Source organism: Micromonospora sp. NPDC048898 (assembly GCF_043198035.1).
Taxonomy (GTDB): Bacteria; Actinomycetota; Actinomycetes; order Mycobacteriales; family Micromonosporaceae; genus Micromonospora.
This window is the reverse complement of the sequence record NZ_JBICUF010000002.1, coordinates 409,553-427,085: the sequence shown is the minus strand read 5'-3', so window position 1 is coordinate 427,085 and position 17,533 is coordinate 409,553. Positions and strand designations below refer to the sequence as shown.

The following is a 17,533-nucleotide window of genomic DNA, read 5'->3' as shown; positions in this document are numbered from 1 at the left end:
GTCAGATCTTCTTGCGGTACGCGCGCAACGCCAGCGGCATGAACACCGCCACGAAGCCGGCGCACCAGGCGAGCGTCCACCAGACGTGGTCGCCCAGTGGGGTGCCGAGGAACAGTCCGCGTACCGATGCCACCAGGTGGGTCATCGGGTTGACGTTTACGAACGCCTGCATCCAGCCCGGCAGGGTGTCGGCGCCGACGAACACGTTCGACGCGAAGCTCAACGGCATGATCAGCGCGAACATCACGCCCTGCACGGCACCCGCGGTGCGCACCTTCATCGACACCAGCACCGGCAGCCAGCTCAGGCAGAGCGCGAACAGCACCGCGAGCAGGCACCCGGCGATCGCCCGGAACAGGTCGGTCTCGATCCGGAAACCCAGCACGTAGCCGATCGCGAGGGTCGACACCGTGACGATGACGTACCGGACGACGTCGCCGAGAACCGCGCCGACGAGCGGTGCGGAGCGCGGGATCGGCAACGACCGGAACCTGTCGAAGATGCCCTTGGCGATGTCGGTGTTGAGGTTGACGCCGATCGCGATGGCGCCGGTGGCGATCGTCTGCGCCAGGATGCCGGGCAGCAGGAACTGCAGGTAGTCGTGGGTCGATCCGGCGACCGCGCCGCCGAAGACGTACACGAAGATGATGAGGAACAGCACCGGCTGCAACGTGACGTCGATGAGTGCCTCGGGCGTACGCCAGGTCTTGATCAGGCTGCGCTTGGCGAGCGCCAACGAGTGCCGGACCAGCCGGAACGGCCGCGGGTTCGGGGCCGTTGTCGACAGTGCGCGGCTCTTCGTGGGTGCCGTGTCGATCAGAGTGCTCATGCCGCGACCTCCGTGGGGCGGGTGGTGTCGTCGTCGGATGCCGTACGCCCGGTGAGGGTGAAGAACACCTCGTCGAGGCTCGGCAGGTGCAGGGAGAGTTCGGTGACCGCGATGCCGGCGGCGGCGAACCGCGCGACGCTCTCGGTCAGGGCCGCGTCGTCGGTGACCGGCACCGCGAGCACGCCCTTGCGGATCTCGTCGGCCTGCGCGCCGGAGCCGACCTGGGTCAGGATCTCCGCGGTACGGGGCAGCTGCGCCGCGTCGGAGGGCCGGACCTCGAGGGTCTGCCCGCCGACCACCCGCTTGAGCCCGTCCGGCGTGTCGTGCGCGATGACCCGGCCGTGGTCGATGACCGTGATCGCGTCGGCGAGCGCGTCGGCCTCCTCCAGGTACTGGGTGGTGAGCAGCACCGTCGAGCCGTTGCCGACAAGCGAGCGGACCACGTTCCACATGTCCTCGCGCTTGGCCGGGTCGAGTCCGGTGGTCGGCTCGTCCAGGAAGATCACGTCGGGGGAGCCGACGAGGCTGGCGGCCAGGTCCAGCCGCCTGCGCATGCCGCCGGAGTAGGTCTTGGCCGGCCGGTTCGCGGCGTCGGTCAGGTCGAACCAGTCGAGCAGTTCGGCGGCCCGCCGCCGGGCACCGGTGCGGCCCAGCTCCAGCAGGGTGCCGAACAGTTCCAGGTTCTGCCGCCCGGTCAGGTCCTCGTCGACCGAGGCGTACTGGCCGGTGAGGCCGATGCTCTGCCGAACGCGCTCGGCGTCCCGTACCACGTCGAAACCGCCGATCCGGGCGGTTCCGCCGTCCGGGGCCAGCAGGGTGGAGAGGATGCGTACGGCGGTGGTCTTGCCGGCGCCGTTGGGGCCGAGCACCCCGAGCACCGTCCCGCGGGGAACCGCGAGGTCCACGCCCTGTAGCGCCCTCGTCTTCCCGAACGTCTTCACGAGGCCCTCGGCCTCGATCACCAGGTCAGCTGTCATGCGGACAGCCTGCACGGGTCGGCTGACACCGCCCCGACACGGCACCGACACCGGCTGACACCGGCGGTGCCGGCCCGGCGGGTCCGGCCCCGGCGCGGTGATCGACTCGACTTCGCGAAAGACGCGGTATCCACCCGCCCGCGACACCGCGACTTCAAGAAAACCAAGTCGATCAAGCCGCGTGCGCGCGGACCAGGGTCAGGCCGCCGGACCGTCCGTGTTCTGGATCATCTGCCGGAGCACCTTCAGGGTCGTCACGTAGTCGGCGTCGTCGATCCCGTGGTGGATGCGCGCGCGGATCGCCGGAGCGTGCTGCTTGATGGTGAGGCGAGCCGCCTCACCCGCCTCGGTGATCCAGAGTCGCTGCTGGTCGTCGCGCGTGAGCCAACCCCGGTCCAGCAGAACGCCGGCCTCGGCCTCCAGATCGTCCTCGGACCTCAGATAGCTGCTCATGGCCGATTCAAGCTCGGCGATGGTCATGCCGTGACCGTCGGGTGAGATGTCGTTGCCCGACAGGTTGCGGAGCAACCAGAACTGGGGCTGGGTGTAGCCGAACTCGGCGTACCGGGCCCGTGTGAAGGCGATGAGTGCCTCATAGGCCACGCCGGTCCAGTACGCGGCGGGCTGGGTCGCGAGTTCGACGTCGGACAGGCGCTGGGTTGCCACGGGTGCCTCCTGGGGTCTTCGACTGAGCGCGACCCTAGAACCTCAAGTCGTGGTGAGGTCAACGAGGAGACCCGGCTGTTCCCGTGCACGAGCGCTACGGCGTAGGTTGCGGGAGTGACAAGAAGTGAGCGGATCGCGGACCAGCTGGACCGGCACTGGCAGAAGAACCTTCGGCCGCGGCTGGACGGTCTTGCCGATGAGGAGTACTTCTGGGAGCCGGTGCGCGGCTGCTGGAGCATCCGTCCACGTGGCACGTCGCCCGCGCCGATGTCGGCAGGTTCGGGGGAATGGACGATGGACTCCGCGTCCCCTGACCCGGTGCCCGCGCCGGTGACCACGATTGCCTGGCGGCTGGCGCACATCATCGTCTCCTGCCTGGCCTATCGGGTCGAATGGCACTTCGGCGGCCAGGAGGCCGACTCACTCGCCTACGCGGGGACCGCCGACGAGGCGCTGAAACAGCTCGACGAGATGTACGGGAGATGGGACGCGGGGGTCCGCGCACTCTCGGACGTCGACCTGGAGAACCCGCCCACTGTGGGTCCCGAGCGGTTTCCCATGGAGGGCATCGTCCTGCACGTCAACAGGGAGCTGATCCATCACGGCGCCGAGATTTCCCTGCTGCGCGACCTCTACCGCTGGCAGGACGGAGCGTGACGCTCTGTTGGGCGATTCTCTACGGGTGAAGGAGGGCCCGATGGGCCGCACGGTGTTGAGCATGAGCGTGTCGTTGGACGGCTTCGCCGCCGGTCCTGACGTCACCCGCGAACAACCGATGGGCAGAGGCGGCGAGCGGCTGCACGAGTGGCTGTTCCAGGCTGACGGGGATCGCGCCGTGGCGGCTGACGGCCTCACCCCGGTCGGGGTCGATGCCGCGCAGGTACGGGAGCGTCAGGCCACGACCGGTGCCGTGGTGGTCGGCAAACGGACGTTCGACGTCGGTGTGGACCTGTGGCAGGACACCCCGTTCCCGGTGCCGTGCTTCGTGGTCACTCGCGAGTCGCGCGACCCGTTGCCGATGAAGAGTGACGTCTTCACATTCGTCGACGACGGACTCCACAGCGCGCTGCGCCAGGCGCGGCAGGCAGCGGGCGACCGGAACGTCCTCATCATGGGCGGGCCCACCACCGGACGAGAGTTCGTCCGGGCCGGGCTGGTGGACGAGATCCACGTCCAACTCGTACCGGTGTTCCTCGGTGCCGGCACGCGCCTGTTCGACCACCTCGGCACCGAGCACATCGCACTCGAACGCACCGCGGTGATCGAATCACCACACGTCACGCACCTGCGCTTCCGCGTGCCGAGGTGACCGTTCGGCGTCGGCCGGCCCGCAGTGCGGACTCGACGTCCGCCGCGCACGACCGGCCGGCGCCTGCACGGCCGCGCCGACTGTCGACGTCGCGATATGCTGGCGGTGGCAGAGCGCCTGCCAGTGCCCGATGTGGTGGCCCACGCCCGACCGCATGCTGGGGCCAAGAGTCTCCGACTCCGCGCCGCTGTGTCGACTCCCGGCGTGCCGGCCACGCCGCCTGCTCGGTGGAGTGCGTGGGGCTGCACCGGAGGCGTCATGTCTGATTCCACCCCCCGCCGAACCCCAGCCCCGGGGCGCGCCCGCAAGCGCGCCATCCGGGAACACGCCGCCCAGGCCGGTGTCGCCTACTCGGTGGCCGCCCGCCACCTCGAGTCGGTGGGTCTACGGCCCGGCGAAACCCTCGCCACGTACGGGCGGACGATCTACCCGATCGGGTTCGACCCGCATCGTCAGCTGCTCGTCGAACGCCGCGAGCGGCGGTCGTTCGAGGAGCGGGTGTCGGACACCAGGCGGGCCGTGGTCCTGCCTCATGGCCGCGCGCAGCACCTCGTCGAGCGCTTCCCGCCCAGCCGTGGGCGTACGGGCAGTGGAGTGGGCGCGCTCTACCACGGCGAGGGCCGGGTGGAACTGCTCGCGATGCTGTACATCGTGGTCGCGACAGAGTCGCCAGGGCTGCTGCCCGAGGTGGGGGATCTGGCCTGGATCGCGGAGCTGGGCGAGGACACCGCGCTCGACACGGCCTGCGCCGAGATCGACCGCGAGGCCCGCCGCCTGCTCGACCGGGAGGCCCGGGCGCTCTGGGCGGGCATCGAGGCGGCGCTGGCCGGCGCCGAGCACAGCACGGACTGGCAGGTTCGCCAGGAGGCGATCCGGCAAGCCGCGCTTCTCCACACGATGATGTCGCCGCGTGTCGGTCACGCCGGCGAGCCGTACGTGCCGGGGTTGCCCGTCGCCGGTGCCCGACAGATCCTCGACGCGCTGCTCATCGTCGCCGACGACGGACACGCGCCGGGCACCCGGGTGCGTCTGCTCACCCAGCCGAACGACACGCGCTCAGGCACGATCATCGGTGCCAGGTGGGGATCATCTGGTCCGCCGGTGGGCTATCTCGTCTGGCTGGACGGAGCGACCGCGCCGCTGTCGGTCTGCCCCGAGGATCTGATTGTCCTGGCCCGCCAGGAAACCAATCCCCGCTGAGCCGGACTGGCCTACGTGCGGACCGGCCGGGCTCTTGGGGAGGGAGCCCGGCCGGTGGGGTCGACGCCGTCGTGGAGTTGCCCGGCATGGCAGGCATGGCAAGGTTCTGGGTCCGCAAATGACCCAGACAACCACCCGGAGGCGCTCGCGTGTCCGGGATTGGTACCGGCGGGAACCGGCCGGAACCCAACCTGCGTCGAACAGTGACGAAGTGATGAGCGGAGGTTGTGTACATGTCCCTCGCCACGAGCCTGCCTGCCCGGGTCAGCGCGGTCCTCCTTGCTGGCGCGGTCCTGCTGGCAGGTTGTAGCCGGTCGACGCTGCCGGGCGACGCAGCACGCATCGACGCGAAGCTCGTGGCCAACCTCGATCCCAACGATGCCCGTGCGGTGGGTCAGGCGGTCAACGCCTTCGGGTTCGACCTGTTCGGCGAGGCGGCGGACGGTAAGCAGAACACCATCACCTCGCCGCTGTCGGTGGCAGTGCTGCTGGCGATGGCCCTGGCCGGCACGGACGGCGACACGGCCACGGAAATGGCCAGGACGCTGCACCTCGACGACCCGCGCGACGTGAGAGTCGGCGCGCTGCTGCGGACGCTTGCCGATACCGACCAGGTCACGCTCTCGGTCGCCGACGCTCTCTGGGCCGATCGAGGCAAGCCGTTTGAGGAGGACTACCTGACGTTCGTGCGTCGCACCTTCGGCGCCACTGTGGAGCACGCCGACCTCAGCTCGCCGGATGCGGCCGACGCGATCGACGCCTGGGCTAGAAAGAACACCAACGGGCTCATCCGTGGCATCGCCGCCGATCTGGGGCTGCCCGACCCGGACGCGGTCCTCGTTCTACTCAACGCCGTCTACTTCCTTGGTGAGTGGAAGACGAAGTTCGACCGCGCCGACACCAGGCCGCAACCGTTCACGCTTCCCGACGGCGGGAAGGTCGACGTGGCAACGATGCACCTCAACGACGAGGCGTTCGGCTACACCCAACGCGACGGGTACCGCATGCTGCGCCTGCCCTACGGCAAGCACGGTCGGTACGGCATGGAGGTGCTGCTGCCCGACGAGCGGAACACACTGGCCAACCTGCTCGGCTCGCTCGACGCCAGCCAGTGGCGCGCCGCCGTCGACAGCCTCACCGAACAGACCATCGACGAACTCGCCCTGCCACGCTTCGAACTACGGTGGAAGGGTGAGCTGAACGGTCCGCTCCAGCGGCTTGGCCTGTCCAATGCGTTCACGCCAGGCAGTGCCGATCTCCGACCGATGTCCCCCCTGGCTACGTCGCTGGAGAAGGTCGTGCACAAGACCTACATCAGGGTGGACGAGCGCGGCACAGAGGCGGCCGCCGTCACCGGTGGGGCCATGGTCACCTCGGCGCGACTGAACCGGACCGTGTTTCGCGTCGATCGACCGTTCGCCTTCACCATCTCCGACCAGCAGACCGGAGCCATCCTCTTTCTCGGCGCCGTCACTGACCCCCGAACCTGAAATGGCATGACGCCGAGGCGGCCCCACGCACATCTCGGCCTTGCACACACGCCACAGGTTCGTGCGGCGGTCTGGATCGCGGCTCAAGGTTGACGCCCTCGGCTACCGACGGTGCGGACCACGGCCCCGGGTGGAGACGAAGTGGTACGACATGACGGCGAACCCGGGGTCACGCAGCAGCCGGCGGAAGGCGTTCAGTTGCTGGGGCGACAGCCCCGCCGCCAGCAGGTCCGGCTCCAACTGCCGGGAGTTCGTCTCGTAGAGCGACGCCCCGGTCGAACCACCGGCCCAGCTCTGCGAGTGGGTGATGGTGTCCACGTCGGTCAACCCGGCGAGGGCCATCTCGGTGTGCACGTCCTGCGCCCAACCCAGGTCGGCCCCGTGGTCCTCCAGGACACCCATCATGGCGTCCATGACCTGCGCGAAGAGCTTCGCGGCGTCGTCGGTCGGCGCGGTCAGCACCCGCTGTGGCGCGGTGCAGTCGAACTCCTCGACCACCAGCCACCCGCCGGGCGCGAGCGCGCCGGTGAGCGTGCGCAGGACCCGCCGCCGATCGGGGAGGTGCAGCAGCACCAGCCGGGCGTGGATCAGGTCGTACGCGTCCCCGGGTGGCGGTTCGGTGCGCACGTCGTGCCGGCGTACGTGCAGGTTGCCGTCCGCCGTGAGGTGCGTGGGGTCGATGTCGGTGGCCAGCACGTGGCCTTTCTCGCCGGTCGCGCGGGCGATCCGCCGGGCCATCGAGCCGCCACCCGCCCCGACCTCCCAGCAGGTCGCACCCGGTCGCAGTACCGGGCTGGCCAGGCGACGCGTCGTGATCGGGTCCAGGAAGGACTCCAACGCCTGCATCTGCGCGACGGCGTCGGGGGCGCCGTTGTCGAACGTGTACGCGCCATCGCTCGCGGCGGTTGTCATCGGTGTCTACCTCTCCGAGAAGGGTCGGGTGACTCGCGCGGAGTCGGGTGACTACGGGGTGTCGGTCCAGAGCCGGGGTGCCGCCCGGTTGGGCGGGGGTGCCGGGGCGGCGACGCTCAACATCGCCGCGAGTGGTGCCGGATCGACGCGGGCCTCGGCCGTCGGCCGGTCGTAGACCACCCGGCCGTACTCCAGCACCGCCACCCGGTCGGCGACCTCGATCGCGTGCTGGAGTTGCTGCTCCACGAGCAGCACGGTCAGGCCGTCGGCGGCGAGACCGTTGACGAGATCGCGGACCCGCGCCGCCAGATCGGGTGACAGGCCCTCACACGGTTCGTCGAGCAGCAGCACCCGGGGTTGACCGAGGAGCGCGCGGGCTATCGCCAGCATCTGCTGCTCACCGCCGGAGAGTTCGCCGCCGCGGTGGCGCAGCCGCACCGCCAACCTGGGCAGCAGTTCGAGGGTGCGGGCCACCGTCCAGCCCTCGCCGCCGGGGGCGGCGGCCCGCCACGGCGCGGCCGCCAGGTGCAGGTGCTCGGCCACGGTCAGCCGGGAGAAGACCCGTCGGCCCTGCGGCACGAGACCGACACCGGACTGGGCGATGCGATGTGGTTGCCGACCGGCCACGTGCACACCGCCGATCTCGATGCGGCCACTGGACGCTCGTACCAGCCCGGCGATCGTGTGCACGAGTGTGCTCTTGCCCGCCCCGTTGCGACCCACCACGGCCTGGATGCTGCCCGGGCGCACCCGCAGGCTGACCTCGTGCAGCACGATCCCTCCGCCGTAACCGGCGCACAGCCGATCCACCGACAACATCAGGCCACCCCGTCGGCGTAGGCCCGCCGCACCAGCGGCGAGGTACGGATCTCGTCCGGCGTCCCGGCGGCCAACGTCCGACCGTCGCGCAGCACGGTCACCGTGTCGGACAGGGCGTACACCAGGTCCAGTCGATGTTCGACGAGCAATAGGGCGACTGCCCGGGGCAGTGCCTGGAGCACCTCGACCAGCCGGCCGACCTCGACGGCGGACAGCCCGGCCGCCGGTTCGTCCAGGAGCAGCAGGCGGGGGCGACCGGCAAGGGCCATGGCGATCTCCAACTGGCGTCGTTGCCCGTGTGCGAGGTGCCCGGCGGGCACCTCCGCGACGTCGGCGAGGCCCATCTGGTCCAGCAGTCGGCCGGCCCGGTGTCGCGCGTCGCGCCCGCGTCCGCCCGGCCACCACCTGCGCTCGGGGATGACCCGCGGCAGCGCGGCCACCACGACGTTCTCCGTCGCGGTGAGCGTCGCGAAGACCGCGGGTCGTTGGTGTATGCGGTTGATGCCCCGTCGGGCCCGGGCCGCCGGCCCGAGCCGACCGACGTCGCGTCCGACGAGGCGCACGGTGCCGCGCTGCGGTCTCGTGGACCCGCCGATCACGTTGAGCAGGGTCGTCTTGCCGGCTCCGTTCGGGCCGATCAGTGCGTGCCGCTGGCCGTCGTGGACGCAGAGGTCCACGCCGGCGAGCGCGGCGAGCGATCCGTACCGCACGCTGACATCCTCGGCGCTGAGCAGGCAGGTCATCGGTGTAGCTCCGGGATCGTGGCCTGGTCACGGACGGGTGGCGACTCCGACTGGCGGGACGCGGCACGCGGTGGACGCGACCGGCCCCGGGCCCGGATGCCGCCGCTGGGCAGCAGGTAGACCGTCGCCACGAACAGCACCCCCAGCACCAGCGGCGCGTGGCCGGGCAGCACCCCGAACAGCCAGTCCCGTACGGCGATGACAAGCGCCGCGCCCACCAGGGCGCCGCCGACCGAGGCGGTGCCGCCGATGACGACACCGAGCAGCAGCAGCGCGGACGTGTCGAAGCCGAAGTCGGCGGGGGAGATGTACTGCTGGGCGACGACCAGGAGCGAGCCGGCGGCACCGGCTATCGCCCCGGCGGCCACGTGCGCGCCGGAGACGTAGAGCGGCACCCGGTGACCGCTGGCCCGCAGCCGCGTCTCGTCGTCCCGGCCGGCGCGCAGCAGCAGCCCGGCCCGGGTCCGCAGCAGCACCAGCACCGCCCCGACAAGCGTGGCCACGACGACCAGGGCGTACAGGTAGCGCGCCTGGTCGCTGGCGAGCGGCGGGAGCCCCCAGAACGGACGGACCGCCGCGATGCCGGCCAGCCCGTCCGTGCCACCGGTCACCGACCGCCACCGGCCGAGGACGGTGACGGCGAGTTCACCGATGGCCAGGGTGATCATCAGGACGATCACCCCCCGGGCGTGCACGACGAGCGGCACGGTGAGCGCGGCCAGCACCGCCCCGGCGGTCGCCGCGACGGCGACCTGCACGACCCCGACGTCGGAGATCCGGCTGCCCACCACGGCGCAGGCGTAGGCGCCCGCCGCGTACGGCGCGGTCTGGCCGAGGGTGGGCATGCCGGCGACGCCGGTGAGCAGCGCCACGCTCACCCCGACCAGGGCCAGCGCCAACGTCCGGGCGAGGATCGCCGTGGTGTAGTCGTCGACCACCCAGGGCGCCACGACCAGGCCGACCAGGACGAGCGCCGCGATGCCACCCCGCGCCGGCCGGAGCACCTCGCCGCTCATGCCGCCCTCCACCTGCCGGCCAGGCCACGGGCCCGCACGGCGAGCACCGTCGCCATGGCGGCGAACAGCAGGAACGGCGCGGCGGACGGCAGCAGCGCCACCCCCAGTGTCTGGATCTCGCCGATCGCGAGCGCCGCCAGCAGGGTGCCTCCCATCGACCCGAGACCGCCGAGGACGACGACCACCAGGGACAGCAGCAGGACGGTGTCGGCGGTGTCCGTGCCGGGGCCGATGATCGGCGCGCCCAGGACCCCGGCCGCTCCGGCCAGCGCGCCGGCGGCGGCGAGCACGCCGGCGCGGATCCGCGCGGGACTCACGCCCAGGCAGGCGACCATCTCCGGGTCGTCGACGGCCGCGCGGACCAGCATCCCGGCCCGGGTGCGCCGCACCGTCAGGTAGAGGGCGGCGGCGATCACCGCGGCGACGACGATGAACACCAGTCGGTACGCGGCGTAGCGGTGACCGGCGAGCACCACCGATCCCTCCAGGACGGCGGGCACCCGTACCTGCGGATCGTCCGGCCCGAAGCCGGCGACGAGCAGGCTGCCGCCGGCCAGCGCCGCACCGAACGTCAACAGCGCCTGACTCAGGTGGTTACCGGTGGCGACCGGCGTGAGCAACCCGGCCAACAGCACCCCCGCCGCGGTGGCGGCCAGCACGCCGACCACCAGCGCCAACGCCAGGCTGGCCCAGCCACCGTCGAGCAGCGCCGCGGCAGCGTACCCGCCGATCGCGTAGAGCAGGCCGTGCGCCAGGTTGAGGATGTTGGCGACGCCGAAACAGAAGACCAGACCCGACGCGGCGACGAACACGAGCAGCCCGTAGGCGACCCCGTCCAGCGCCGGGATCAGGTACGGGTCGATCCGGTTCGCGCCGGCCGCCACCGCGATCACCGACCGACGGTCGCGAGGTCACCCACGACGGTGTTGGACAGCGCGCGTCCGTCCTGGCGGACCTGCCGCAGGTACCACTTCTGCACCGGGGAGTGCGTGCTGGCGGAGAACTGCCAGGTGCCGCGCGGGCTGGCGATCTGGCCGAGTTGACCGATGGCCGTGTTGATGGCCTCCGGAGTCGGATTGCTCCCGGCGGCGCCGATCGCCCGGTCCAGCACCGCCGCCGCGTCGTACGAGGCGAGCGCGTAGGTGGTCGGCGACCCGTCGTGCTTGGCCTTCCACGCGGCCACGAAGGCGCGGTTCTCCGCGTTGTCGAGGTCGGGGGAGTAGTTGAGCACCGAGTAGATGTCCCGCGCGGCCTCGCCCTGCGCGTTGAGCACGCCGCCCTCGGTGAGGAACCCGGCCGCGTACAACGGGACGTCCTTGATCTCGGACTGCGCGTACTGCTTGACGAAGTCGACGGCGGCGCTGCCGGCGTAGAACGTGTAGACGGCCGCCGCGCCGGAGGCCTTGATGCGAGCGAAGTACGGGGTGAAGTTGGTGGTGGCCGGGAACGGGGTGAAGGTGGTCTTGCCGTCGGCGTTGGCGAGCTTCCCGCCGATCTTGCCGAACGCGTCGGTGAACCCGCGCAGCTCGTCCCAGCCGCCCTGGTAGTCCGGGCCGATCGCGTACACCGAGCCCTGCACGTTGTCGCGGACGTGTTGGGCGATCGCCGCCCCGGGCTCGTCGGAGAGGTACGAGGTGTGCCAGACCCGGGAGACGTCCTTGAGCTCGGGTCGCCCGTTCGAGCCGACCAGTGGCACCTTGGTCTCGTCGAGCAGGGGGGTGACCCCGGCGACCGAGCCGCCACCGACGATGCCGGTGAGCGCCGCCACCCGGTCCTGCTTGAGCAGTTTGGTCGCCGCCGGCACCGCGGTCTGGGCGCCGTTGCCCTCGTCGGCGATGACGAGGTCGACCTGCCGGCCGCCGAGTTTGCCGTCGTGGGTGTCCAGGTAGAGCTGGAAGCCGTCGCGGATCTCCGTACCGACCGCCTGGTACGTCCCGGACAGCGACGCGAGCAGGCCGATCTTTATCGAGCCGCCGGCGCTCGTGCCCGGCGCGTCGTCGCCACAGGCCGTGCTGGCGGTCAGGACGACCGCGAGCACGGCGGCGGCCAGGGCATGGCTGCGCCGAAAGGTGGTGTGAGGCATGTCTTCTCCAGGGGAAGTGGGTCTCCGGCGTGGGGGCGCCGGGGCGGTCAGCGGCTGCGGGCGAGTGCCGCCCGGGCCGCGGGGGTCAGGGCGTCCCCGATCCGGTTGGCCAACTCGGTCATCTCGTAGGAGACCTTGCCGACGTCGCACTCCGGTGCGGCGAGCACCAGCAGCGAGGCGCCGTCGTTGAAGGCCATCGAGAACATGAACCCGCCCTCGAGCTGCGTGACGTTGGAGATCACCGCTCCGGCGTCGAAGAAGGCCGCCGCGCCCCGCAGCAGGCTGACCAGCCCGCTACCCGTGGCGGCCAACTGGTCGGCCCGGTCCGGGGGCAGGTCGCGGGTGGCGGCCACCATCAGGCCGTCACTGGAGATGGCGATCGCATGGCTGACCTCGCTCGCGCGGGCGGCGAAGTTGTCCAACAGCCAGCCGAGGTCCTGTTGGTCGCTCACATGGTCTCCTGTCGCGTCAGGTGTTGCCGAGGTTGATCGGGGTGCGCCTGCGGTTCGCCACACCCCGCGCGTACGCGGCCATCGCCGTCGCCACCTGGGTCGGGTCGCGGTACTCGGACCGCTGTCGCTGCTGGGGCACGGTCACGCCGCCGGGCACGAGATGCCGTTGCGGCTCCCGTTTGGGCAGGCCGGAGGTGGTGGTCGTGGCGACTTCGGGGGCGTGTGCCTGGGCGGCGGTGCGCCAGGCGTCGTCGGCGGGGCTGGACCACTCCCGGTCGTCGGAGCCGTCGGCGACATCCGCCTGGAACCAGTGGTTGACCTGTTCGAAGATGAGCAGCTCCTCGGTGGGCGCGTCACCCCGGTCCGGGGGTGGGGGAGTCGGTCGGAACACCGGCGCCGCCGGCAGGGTTCGTTCGGCCGGCGCCGCCGGCAGGGTGCGTTCGGCCGGCGGGCGTCCCGCGGTGGGTTCGGGGCGCGGCTGGTACGGCGGAGGTGGGCTGGCCGTCCGCGCCGCCCGCCGGGACAGCCGGCCGGGTGCGAGCAGGTACTCCTCCGGTGGCAGCGACCGGATGATCGCCGCCGGCAGCGTCGCCTCGGCGAGGGTGCCGCGTCGGGGACCGGGTCGCAGTTGGACGGTGGCGCCCAGCCGCTGCGCGAGCTGACCCACGACGACCAGCCCCATCGCCCGGACGGCCGCCACGTCGATGGCCGGCGGGTGGGCCAGGATCTCGTTGAGCTGCTGCATCCGCTGCGGGGACAACCCCATGCCCTCGTCGCTGACCTGGACGATGACGCGGTCACCCAGGCTTCGACCGCTCACCCAGGTCTCGCTGCCGGGCGGTGCGTACGTCGTCGCGTTGTCCATGAGTTCGGCGAGCAGGTGCACGACCTCGTCGACGGTCTTCGCCGCCACCGCGACGTCCCCGTCGACCATGCCGAGCCGGATCCGCGCGTAGTGCTCGATCTGGGACAGCGCCGCCTGGAGCACCTGTTGCAGAGGGACGTCGCGCTGGCGTACGCGTCCCACGCCGACGCCGCCGAGCACCAGCAGGCTGGCGTTGATCCGTCCCATCCGGGTGGCCAGGTTGTCCAGCGTGTACAGCTGGTGCAGCCGGTCGGGGTCGGTCTCGTCCCGCTCGACCAGGTCGACCTGGGCCAGCACCGCGTCGACGAGTCGCTGTTCGCGGCGGCTCAGGTGGATGAAGATGTCGGCGGTGTTGGCGCGCATGACGGCCTGCTCGGCGGCGGTCCGCACGGCGGCCTGGTGCACGGCGCTGAACGCCTGGCCCAGCTCCCCGATCTCGTCGTCGCTCGACGGTTCGAGGGCGGTGGTGGACTGCTGGCGGGCCAGCCTGTCCGGGTCGACGGCGGCGCTGCCCGGCTGCTGGAGCTGGGCCACCACGGCGGGCAGCTGTTCGAAGGCCACGGCGTTGGCGGCGTCCCGGAGGCGACGCAGCCGCCGGGTGATCTGTCGGGCGACGGCCCAGGTCACCAACGCGGTGAGCACCAGCGCCAGCAGGACGCCGGCCGCCTCGGCCACGGCCCGGCGACGCTGGTCGGCGTGCGCGGCCCGGACGTCGTCGCGGACCGCGGCGTCGACCCGCGCGCGCAGGTCGGCCAGGCGGGCCGCACGCGCCTGTGTGGTGGACACCCAGTCGGCGGTCTCCAGTCGCAGTCGCGACCCCGGCTGGGCCCGCGACACCTCGTCCTGCATCCGTTGCAGCGCGAGCGCCTCCTTGCCGGTGCCGGCCTGCTCCCACCAGAGGCTCCACTCGGGCGGTGACAGGGCCAGGAACGACAGGCTCGACTCGGTGTAGCTGGTCCGGGCCGCGGTGATGTCCTGCTGCGTGGCGGGGGTCAGCTCGCCGCCCGCGACCGCGCGCAGCACGGCGACCTGCTGCTGACCGATCGCCTCCGCCGTCTTCGACAGCGCCGCCGAGGCCCGGATGCCGTCGGCGAGTTGGGCGTCGACCACGCCGTGCGAGACGTTCTCCCGCAGGCTGATCAGGTCGGCGATGGCGATCCGGTAGCTGAAGGTCATCGCCGACACCGAGGCGTGCGCCGCCGTGCGTACCTGGGTGCGCAGCGGGGCGAGGCTGGCCAGGGCCGCGTCGATGCGGCGCAGGAGGGCCCGGTTGGTGTCGGCGTCGGCGGACAGCCGGTCCCGCTGTGCGCGATAGCGGGTGACGGCGTCGTCGGTGGCGGCCAGCTCCGCGCCGAAGGTGTCCTGCTGCTCCGGTGCGGGATAGGTGAGCAGGTCGGCGGCGGCGATCCGTTCGCGTTGCAGCCGGTAGGCCAGATCACCGGCCTCGGCACCGACCTGTGCGAGGATCCGCAGGTCGCTGGCACGTGCGGTCTGCCGCGCGCTCTCGGTCAGTGCGAGACCGGCGAAGCCGATCACGGCGACGAGCGGTGCCGCGACGATGAGGCGCATCCGCCCGGCTATCTTCCAGCCGCGTCGGCGGGTCGGGTAGGGTCTGGCCGCGTGGGACCTGGTGCTCGACGCCAAGATTGACTCCCACGACTCGTCGATGACGGTCTATCCGCACGTTGCCGAATGCAAGTCCCATTCGGCCGGAAGCCGCGCTCGTAGGCCAGACCTGGCCGTGGTACAAACTGCCCGTACCAGCATCTGTACCCAACGTCAGCGGCCGATGACACCGCGAGACAGGTCCGGGCGGGTGGGGTCAGCGCCTGTCGTCGCGGGGGTCGGCCGGCGGGTGTCGCCGCTGGGTGTCGTCCGGGTCGGCCGGCCCGTTGAGCACCTGACCGATCAGTTCCCGCAGCTCGTCGATCGCGTCCACCACGGCTGCCGGGTCGCTCGCGTTGCGCCGGGCACGCTGGCGCGGCACCGGCCGGTCCAGTGGGTCCGGCTCCGAGGCGCGAGGGCCACGGCGGCCGTCGGCCGCCAACTGCTCGGCCGCCACCTGCGGCCACAGTGCCGCGAGCCGGCCGCCGGTGTCGAGCACGTCGTCGCAGCGCTGCGCGAACTCGTGACTGCCGAACCGGCGACCCGACTCGACCGCCGCGACAGTTTCCCGGCTGAACCGCACCAGATCCGCCAGGGCTCGTTGGGTCAGGCCCCGTTCGACGCGGCAGTTGCGCAACTCCCAGCGGAACCGCTGACTGGCCGCAGAGTGAGCAGAGCTAGACGGGGACGTGTGCTCCATGCGCTCACCTTCGTGGCTACGGGAATCAGCAGCGGACGCCAGATCGGGACATGGCAATGAGCTGAACATTCATAGGGGGCAATTCTTAACCCAGGATGCGATGGGTGTGAAGACGTTCGCCGACCCGGATGTCGAGCACCGTGCGAAAGATGCCCGCGGACCGTGGCCGGCACCGAGTCGCGCCGGTGGGGCCCGCGACGCGAGCGGTCGCGTTCCCGGTCCGTGCGCAGGTGGCGGGCCGCGCCCGCCCACGGTCAGGCGACACGCGCCTCGGCGGGCGCCCCCGCCTGCGTCGCCGGCACGTCGGCGGACGCGGTGACATCGATTGTGGCGAGCAGTGTGTGGTGCGAACGAAACGCGACGTTGGGTTTGTACGAACGCCGTTGTTCGGAATCCAGCCGTAGGCCGGGAATGGATTCGGCGAGCCTGGTGAGGGCGATCTCGGCCTCGAGCCGCGCCAGTGCCGCACCGATGCAGAAATGTGGGCCGTGGCCGAATGACAGGTGATTCCCCACATCCGCCCGGTGCGGATGGAACTTCTGCGGGTCGGTGAAGACCGCGGGGTCGCGGTTCGCCGCGCCGATCAACAGCAGGCAGCGGGCCCCGGCGGGAATCGTCACCGATCCCAGCGTGACGTCCCGGCTGGTCACCCGGAGCCAGCCGTCGATGGCGGGCGCGAACCGGAGCGTCTCGGCGACGAACGCCGGGACGGCTCCCGGGTCCGCGGCGATCGCCGACCAGTGCCGCGGACTGGACAGGGCCTGGTCGAGCGCGTGCGCGAGCAGGCCGGCGGTGGTTTCGTGGCCCGCGACGAGCAGATTGAAGGCCAGGCTCGCCACCTCCGGCACCGTCAGCACCGTGTCGTCGCCGTCCCGGTAGGCCAGGGCGCGGCCGATGAAGTCGTCGCCGCGGTGCCCACCGTCCACGCGCTGGCGGACCAACTCCTCGCAGTAGTGCCAGAAGTCCAGGAGGCCCTGCGCCAGACGCACCTGCTCGGCCTCGTCCGGGTGACCCCAGAGCAGGGCGATCTGACCGTCCGCCCAGCTCCGGATCCGCGCGATGTCGGCGTCGGGCACCCCGAGGATGTCCAGGACCACCAGCAGGGGAAGCTCGGTGGCGAGTTCCGGGACCAGGTCGACGCGGTCGCCCTGGCGGGCGGCGAGCCGGGCCACCAACTGGTCGACCCGCCGCCGGACGATCGCCCCGTACTCGGCCTCGACGCGCTCGGCGGTGTTCGCGAAGGTCGCCCGGAGGGCCCGGCGGGTGCGGGGGTGCGCCGGTGGGTCCGCGGCGGCCGTGGTGGGTGGTGCGTCGAGCCGCATGAGCACGTTCATCGCCGCCGGGCACACCTCGTAGACCGGGGCGAGGGTGAGGGCGTTGGCGAACGTCGCGGCGTCGGCGAGGGCGCGGCGGACATCGGCGTGTCGGCTGATCAACCACAGGCCCAGATCCTCGGCGTACTGCACCCCGTCGGGGTCGTCGAGAATACGCCGCCAGATGCTTGCCGGATCGGTGAGATAGACCCCGGCGAACGGATTCAGCCGCATGGAACGCCTCCTGGTGAACGCGGCGTGGAAACCGGCAGCGCCCCCATTCAGCGATCCACGTCAGTTGGGCCGATAATGGAGCGCATCTGCCTCAGGCTCTTTACGGTGCGCTGGGCTGCCGCGCAAGTCAAGATTGGTAGGCATCTATTTATTGGCGGGCATAATTGCGTGTTGCAATGGACGGGCCGGATCGGCCGGATGCAAGTTGCGGCTCGGTCCTTGCCGTCGGTCCGGCCCGGCCGGCAGGCCCCGTCCCGGTGTCGCCGACAACGAGTCGATCAGGGCAGGCCGCCGCGGAAACCGATCAGGGTCGACCGCGG

At 71.4% G+C, this 17,533-nt stretch carries 17 protein-coding genes; 4 read left to right on the top strand and 13 right to left on the bottom strand.

Going from position 1 to position 17,533, the window contains the following annotated elements:
* Window position 1: 1 nt before the first annotated feature.
* From ACGFIQ_RS08755 to ACGFIQ_RS08745, 3 genes are all read right to left on the bottom strand, one after another.
* The gene (locus ACGFIQ_RS08755; RefSeq protein ID WP_393241391.1) at window positions 2–829 is read right to left on the bottom strand and encodes an ABC transporter permease; all 828 of its coding nucleotides are present in this window, start codon (window positions 827–829) and stop codon (window positions 2–4) included.
* The gene (locus ACGFIQ_RS08750) at window positions 826–1,806 is read right to left on the bottom strand and encodes an ATP-binding cassette domain-containing protein (RefSeq protein ID WP_357521885.1); all 981 of its coding nucleotides are present in this window, start codon (window positions 1,804–1,806) and stop codon (window positions 826–828) included. The genes ACGFIQ_RS08755 and ACGFIQ_RS08750 overlap by 4 nt, the downstream gene beginning before the upstream one ends.
* Before the next feature lie 198 nt (window positions 1,807–2,004).
* Window positions 2,005–2,472: a MarR family transcriptional regulator gene (locus ACGFIQ_RS08745; RefSeq protein WP_393241388.1), complete on the bottom strand. Its 468-nt coding sequence runs from the start codon at window positions 2,470–2,472 to the stop codon at window positions 2,005–2,007.
* A 114-nt stretch (window positions 2,473–2,586) separates the two neighbouring features.
* On the opposite strand from ACGFIQ_RS08745, the gene ACGFIQ_RS08740 reads away from it, so the two are divergent.
* The 4 genes from ACGFIQ_RS08740 to ACGFIQ_RS08725 all read left to right on the top strand — a co-directional run bounded on the left by ACGFIQ_RS08740 (window position 2,587) and on the right by ACGFIQ_RS08725 (window position 6,471).
* On the top strand, window positions 2,587–3,129 hold the full coding sequence (locus ACGFIQ_RS08740) for a DinB family protein (RefSeq protein WP_393241385.1): 543 nt from the start codon (window positions 2,587–2,589) through the stop codon (window positions 3,127–3,129).
* Between the two features lie 40 nt (window positions 3,130–3,169).
* Window positions 3,170–3,781, top strand: coding sequence for a dihydrofolate reductase family protein (locus ACGFIQ_RS08735; protein WP_393241382.1), 612 nt, complete (start codon window positions 3,170–3,172; stop codon window positions 3,779–3,781).
* A gap of 258 nt (window positions 3,782–4,039) precedes the next feature.
* The gene (locus ACGFIQ_RS08730) at window positions 4,040–4,981 is read left to right on the top strand and encodes a hypothetical protein (protein WP_393241379.1); all 942 of its coding nucleotides are present in this window, start codon (window positions 4,040–4,042) and stop codon (window positions 4,979–4,981) included.
* 233 nt (window positions 4,982–5,214) lie between these two features.
* The gene (locus tag ACGFIQ_RS08725; protein WP_393241376.1) at window positions 5,215–6,471 is read left to right on the top strand and encodes a serpin family protein; all 1,257 of its coding nucleotides are present in this window, start codon (window positions 5,215–5,217) and stop codon (window positions 6,469–6,471) included.
* Window positions 6,472–6,573: 102 nt separating this feature from the next.
* On the opposite strand, the gene ACGFIQ_RS08720 is transcribed toward ACGFIQ_RS08725, so the two are convergent.
* The 10 genes from ACGFIQ_RS08720 to ACGFIQ_RS08675 form a co-directional block, all read right to left on the bottom strand.
* Window positions 6,574–7,383: a class I SAM-dependent methyltransferase gene (locus ACGFIQ_RS08720; protein ID WP_393241373.1), complete on the bottom strand. Its 810-nt coding sequence runs from the start codon at window positions 7,381–7,383 to the stop codon at window positions 6,574–6,576.
* A 51-nt stretch (window positions 7,384–7,434) separates the two neighbouring features.
* A complete protein-coding gene (locus ACGFIQ_RS08715) occupies window positions 7,435–8,202 on the bottom strand; it encodes an ABC transporter ATP-binding protein (RefSeq protein WP_393241370.1) in 768 nt (255 codons plus the stop codon).
* Complete coding sequence (locus ACGFIQ_RS08710; RefSeq protein WP_393241368.1) at window positions 8,202–8,945, bottom strand: ABC transporter ATP-binding protein; 744 nt, start codon at window positions 8,943–8,945, stop codon at window positions 8,202–8,204. The genes ACGFIQ_RS08715 and ACGFIQ_RS08710 overlap by 1 nt, the downstream gene beginning before the upstream one ends.
* Window positions 8,942–9,961 carry a branched-chain amino acid ABC transporter permease gene (locus ACGFIQ_RS08705; protein ID WP_393241365.1) on the bottom strand — a complete coding sequence of 340 codons (1,020 nt, stop codon included), beginning with the start codon at window positions 9,959–9,961 and terminating at the stop codon, window positions 8,942–8,944. Before ACGFIQ_RS08705 ends, ACGFIQ_RS08710 begins: the two co-directional genes overlap by 4 nt.
* On the bottom strand, window positions 9,958–10,854 hold the full coding sequence (locus tag ACGFIQ_RS08700; RefSeq protein WP_393241362.1) for a branched-chain amino acid ABC transporter permease: 897 nt from the start codon (window positions 10,852–10,854) through the stop codon (window positions 9,958–9,960). Before ACGFIQ_RS08700 ends, ACGFIQ_RS08705 begins: the two co-directional genes overlap by 4 nt.
* Window positions 10,851–12,044, bottom strand: a complete 1,194-nt coding sequence (locus ACGFIQ_RS08695) for an ABC transporter substrate-binding protein (RefSeq protein ID WP_393241359.1) — start codon at window positions 12,042–12,044, stop codon at window positions 10,851–10,853. The genes ACGFIQ_RS08700 and ACGFIQ_RS08695 overlap by 4 nt, the downstream gene beginning before the upstream one ends.
* Window positions 12,045–12,091: 47 nt before the next feature.
* Window positions 12,092–12,496: a roadblock/LC7 domain-containing protein gene (locus tag ACGFIQ_RS08690; protein WP_088989969.1), complete on the bottom strand. Its 405-nt coding sequence runs from the start codon at window positions 12,494–12,496 to the stop codon at window positions 12,092–12,094.
* Between the two features lie 16 nt (window positions 12,497–12,512).
* Window positions 12,513–14,930 (bottom strand): nitrate- and nitrite sensing domain-containing protein, encoded by a 2,418-nt coding sequence (locus ACGFIQ_RS08685; RefSeq protein WP_393241355.1) that lies wholly within the window; start codon window positions 14,928–14,930, stop codon window positions 12,513–12,515.
* A 253-nt stretch (window positions 14,931–15,183) separates the two neighbouring features.
* Entirely contained in the window at window positions 15,184–15,666 is a 483-nt protein-coding gene (locus ACGFIQ_RS08680) for a helix-turn-helix transcriptional regulator (protein ID WP_393241353.1), read from the bottom strand.
* A 254-nt stretch (window positions 15,667–15,920) separates the two neighbouring features.
* Window positions 15,921–17,213 carry a cytochrome P450 gene (locus tag ACGFIQ_RS08675; RefSeq protein WP_393241351.1) on the bottom strand — a complete coding sequence of 431 codons (1,293 nt, stop codon included), beginning with the start codon at window positions 17,211–17,213 and terminating at the stop codon, window positions 15,921–15,923.
* Window positions 17,214–17,533: the final 320 nt, after the last annotated feature.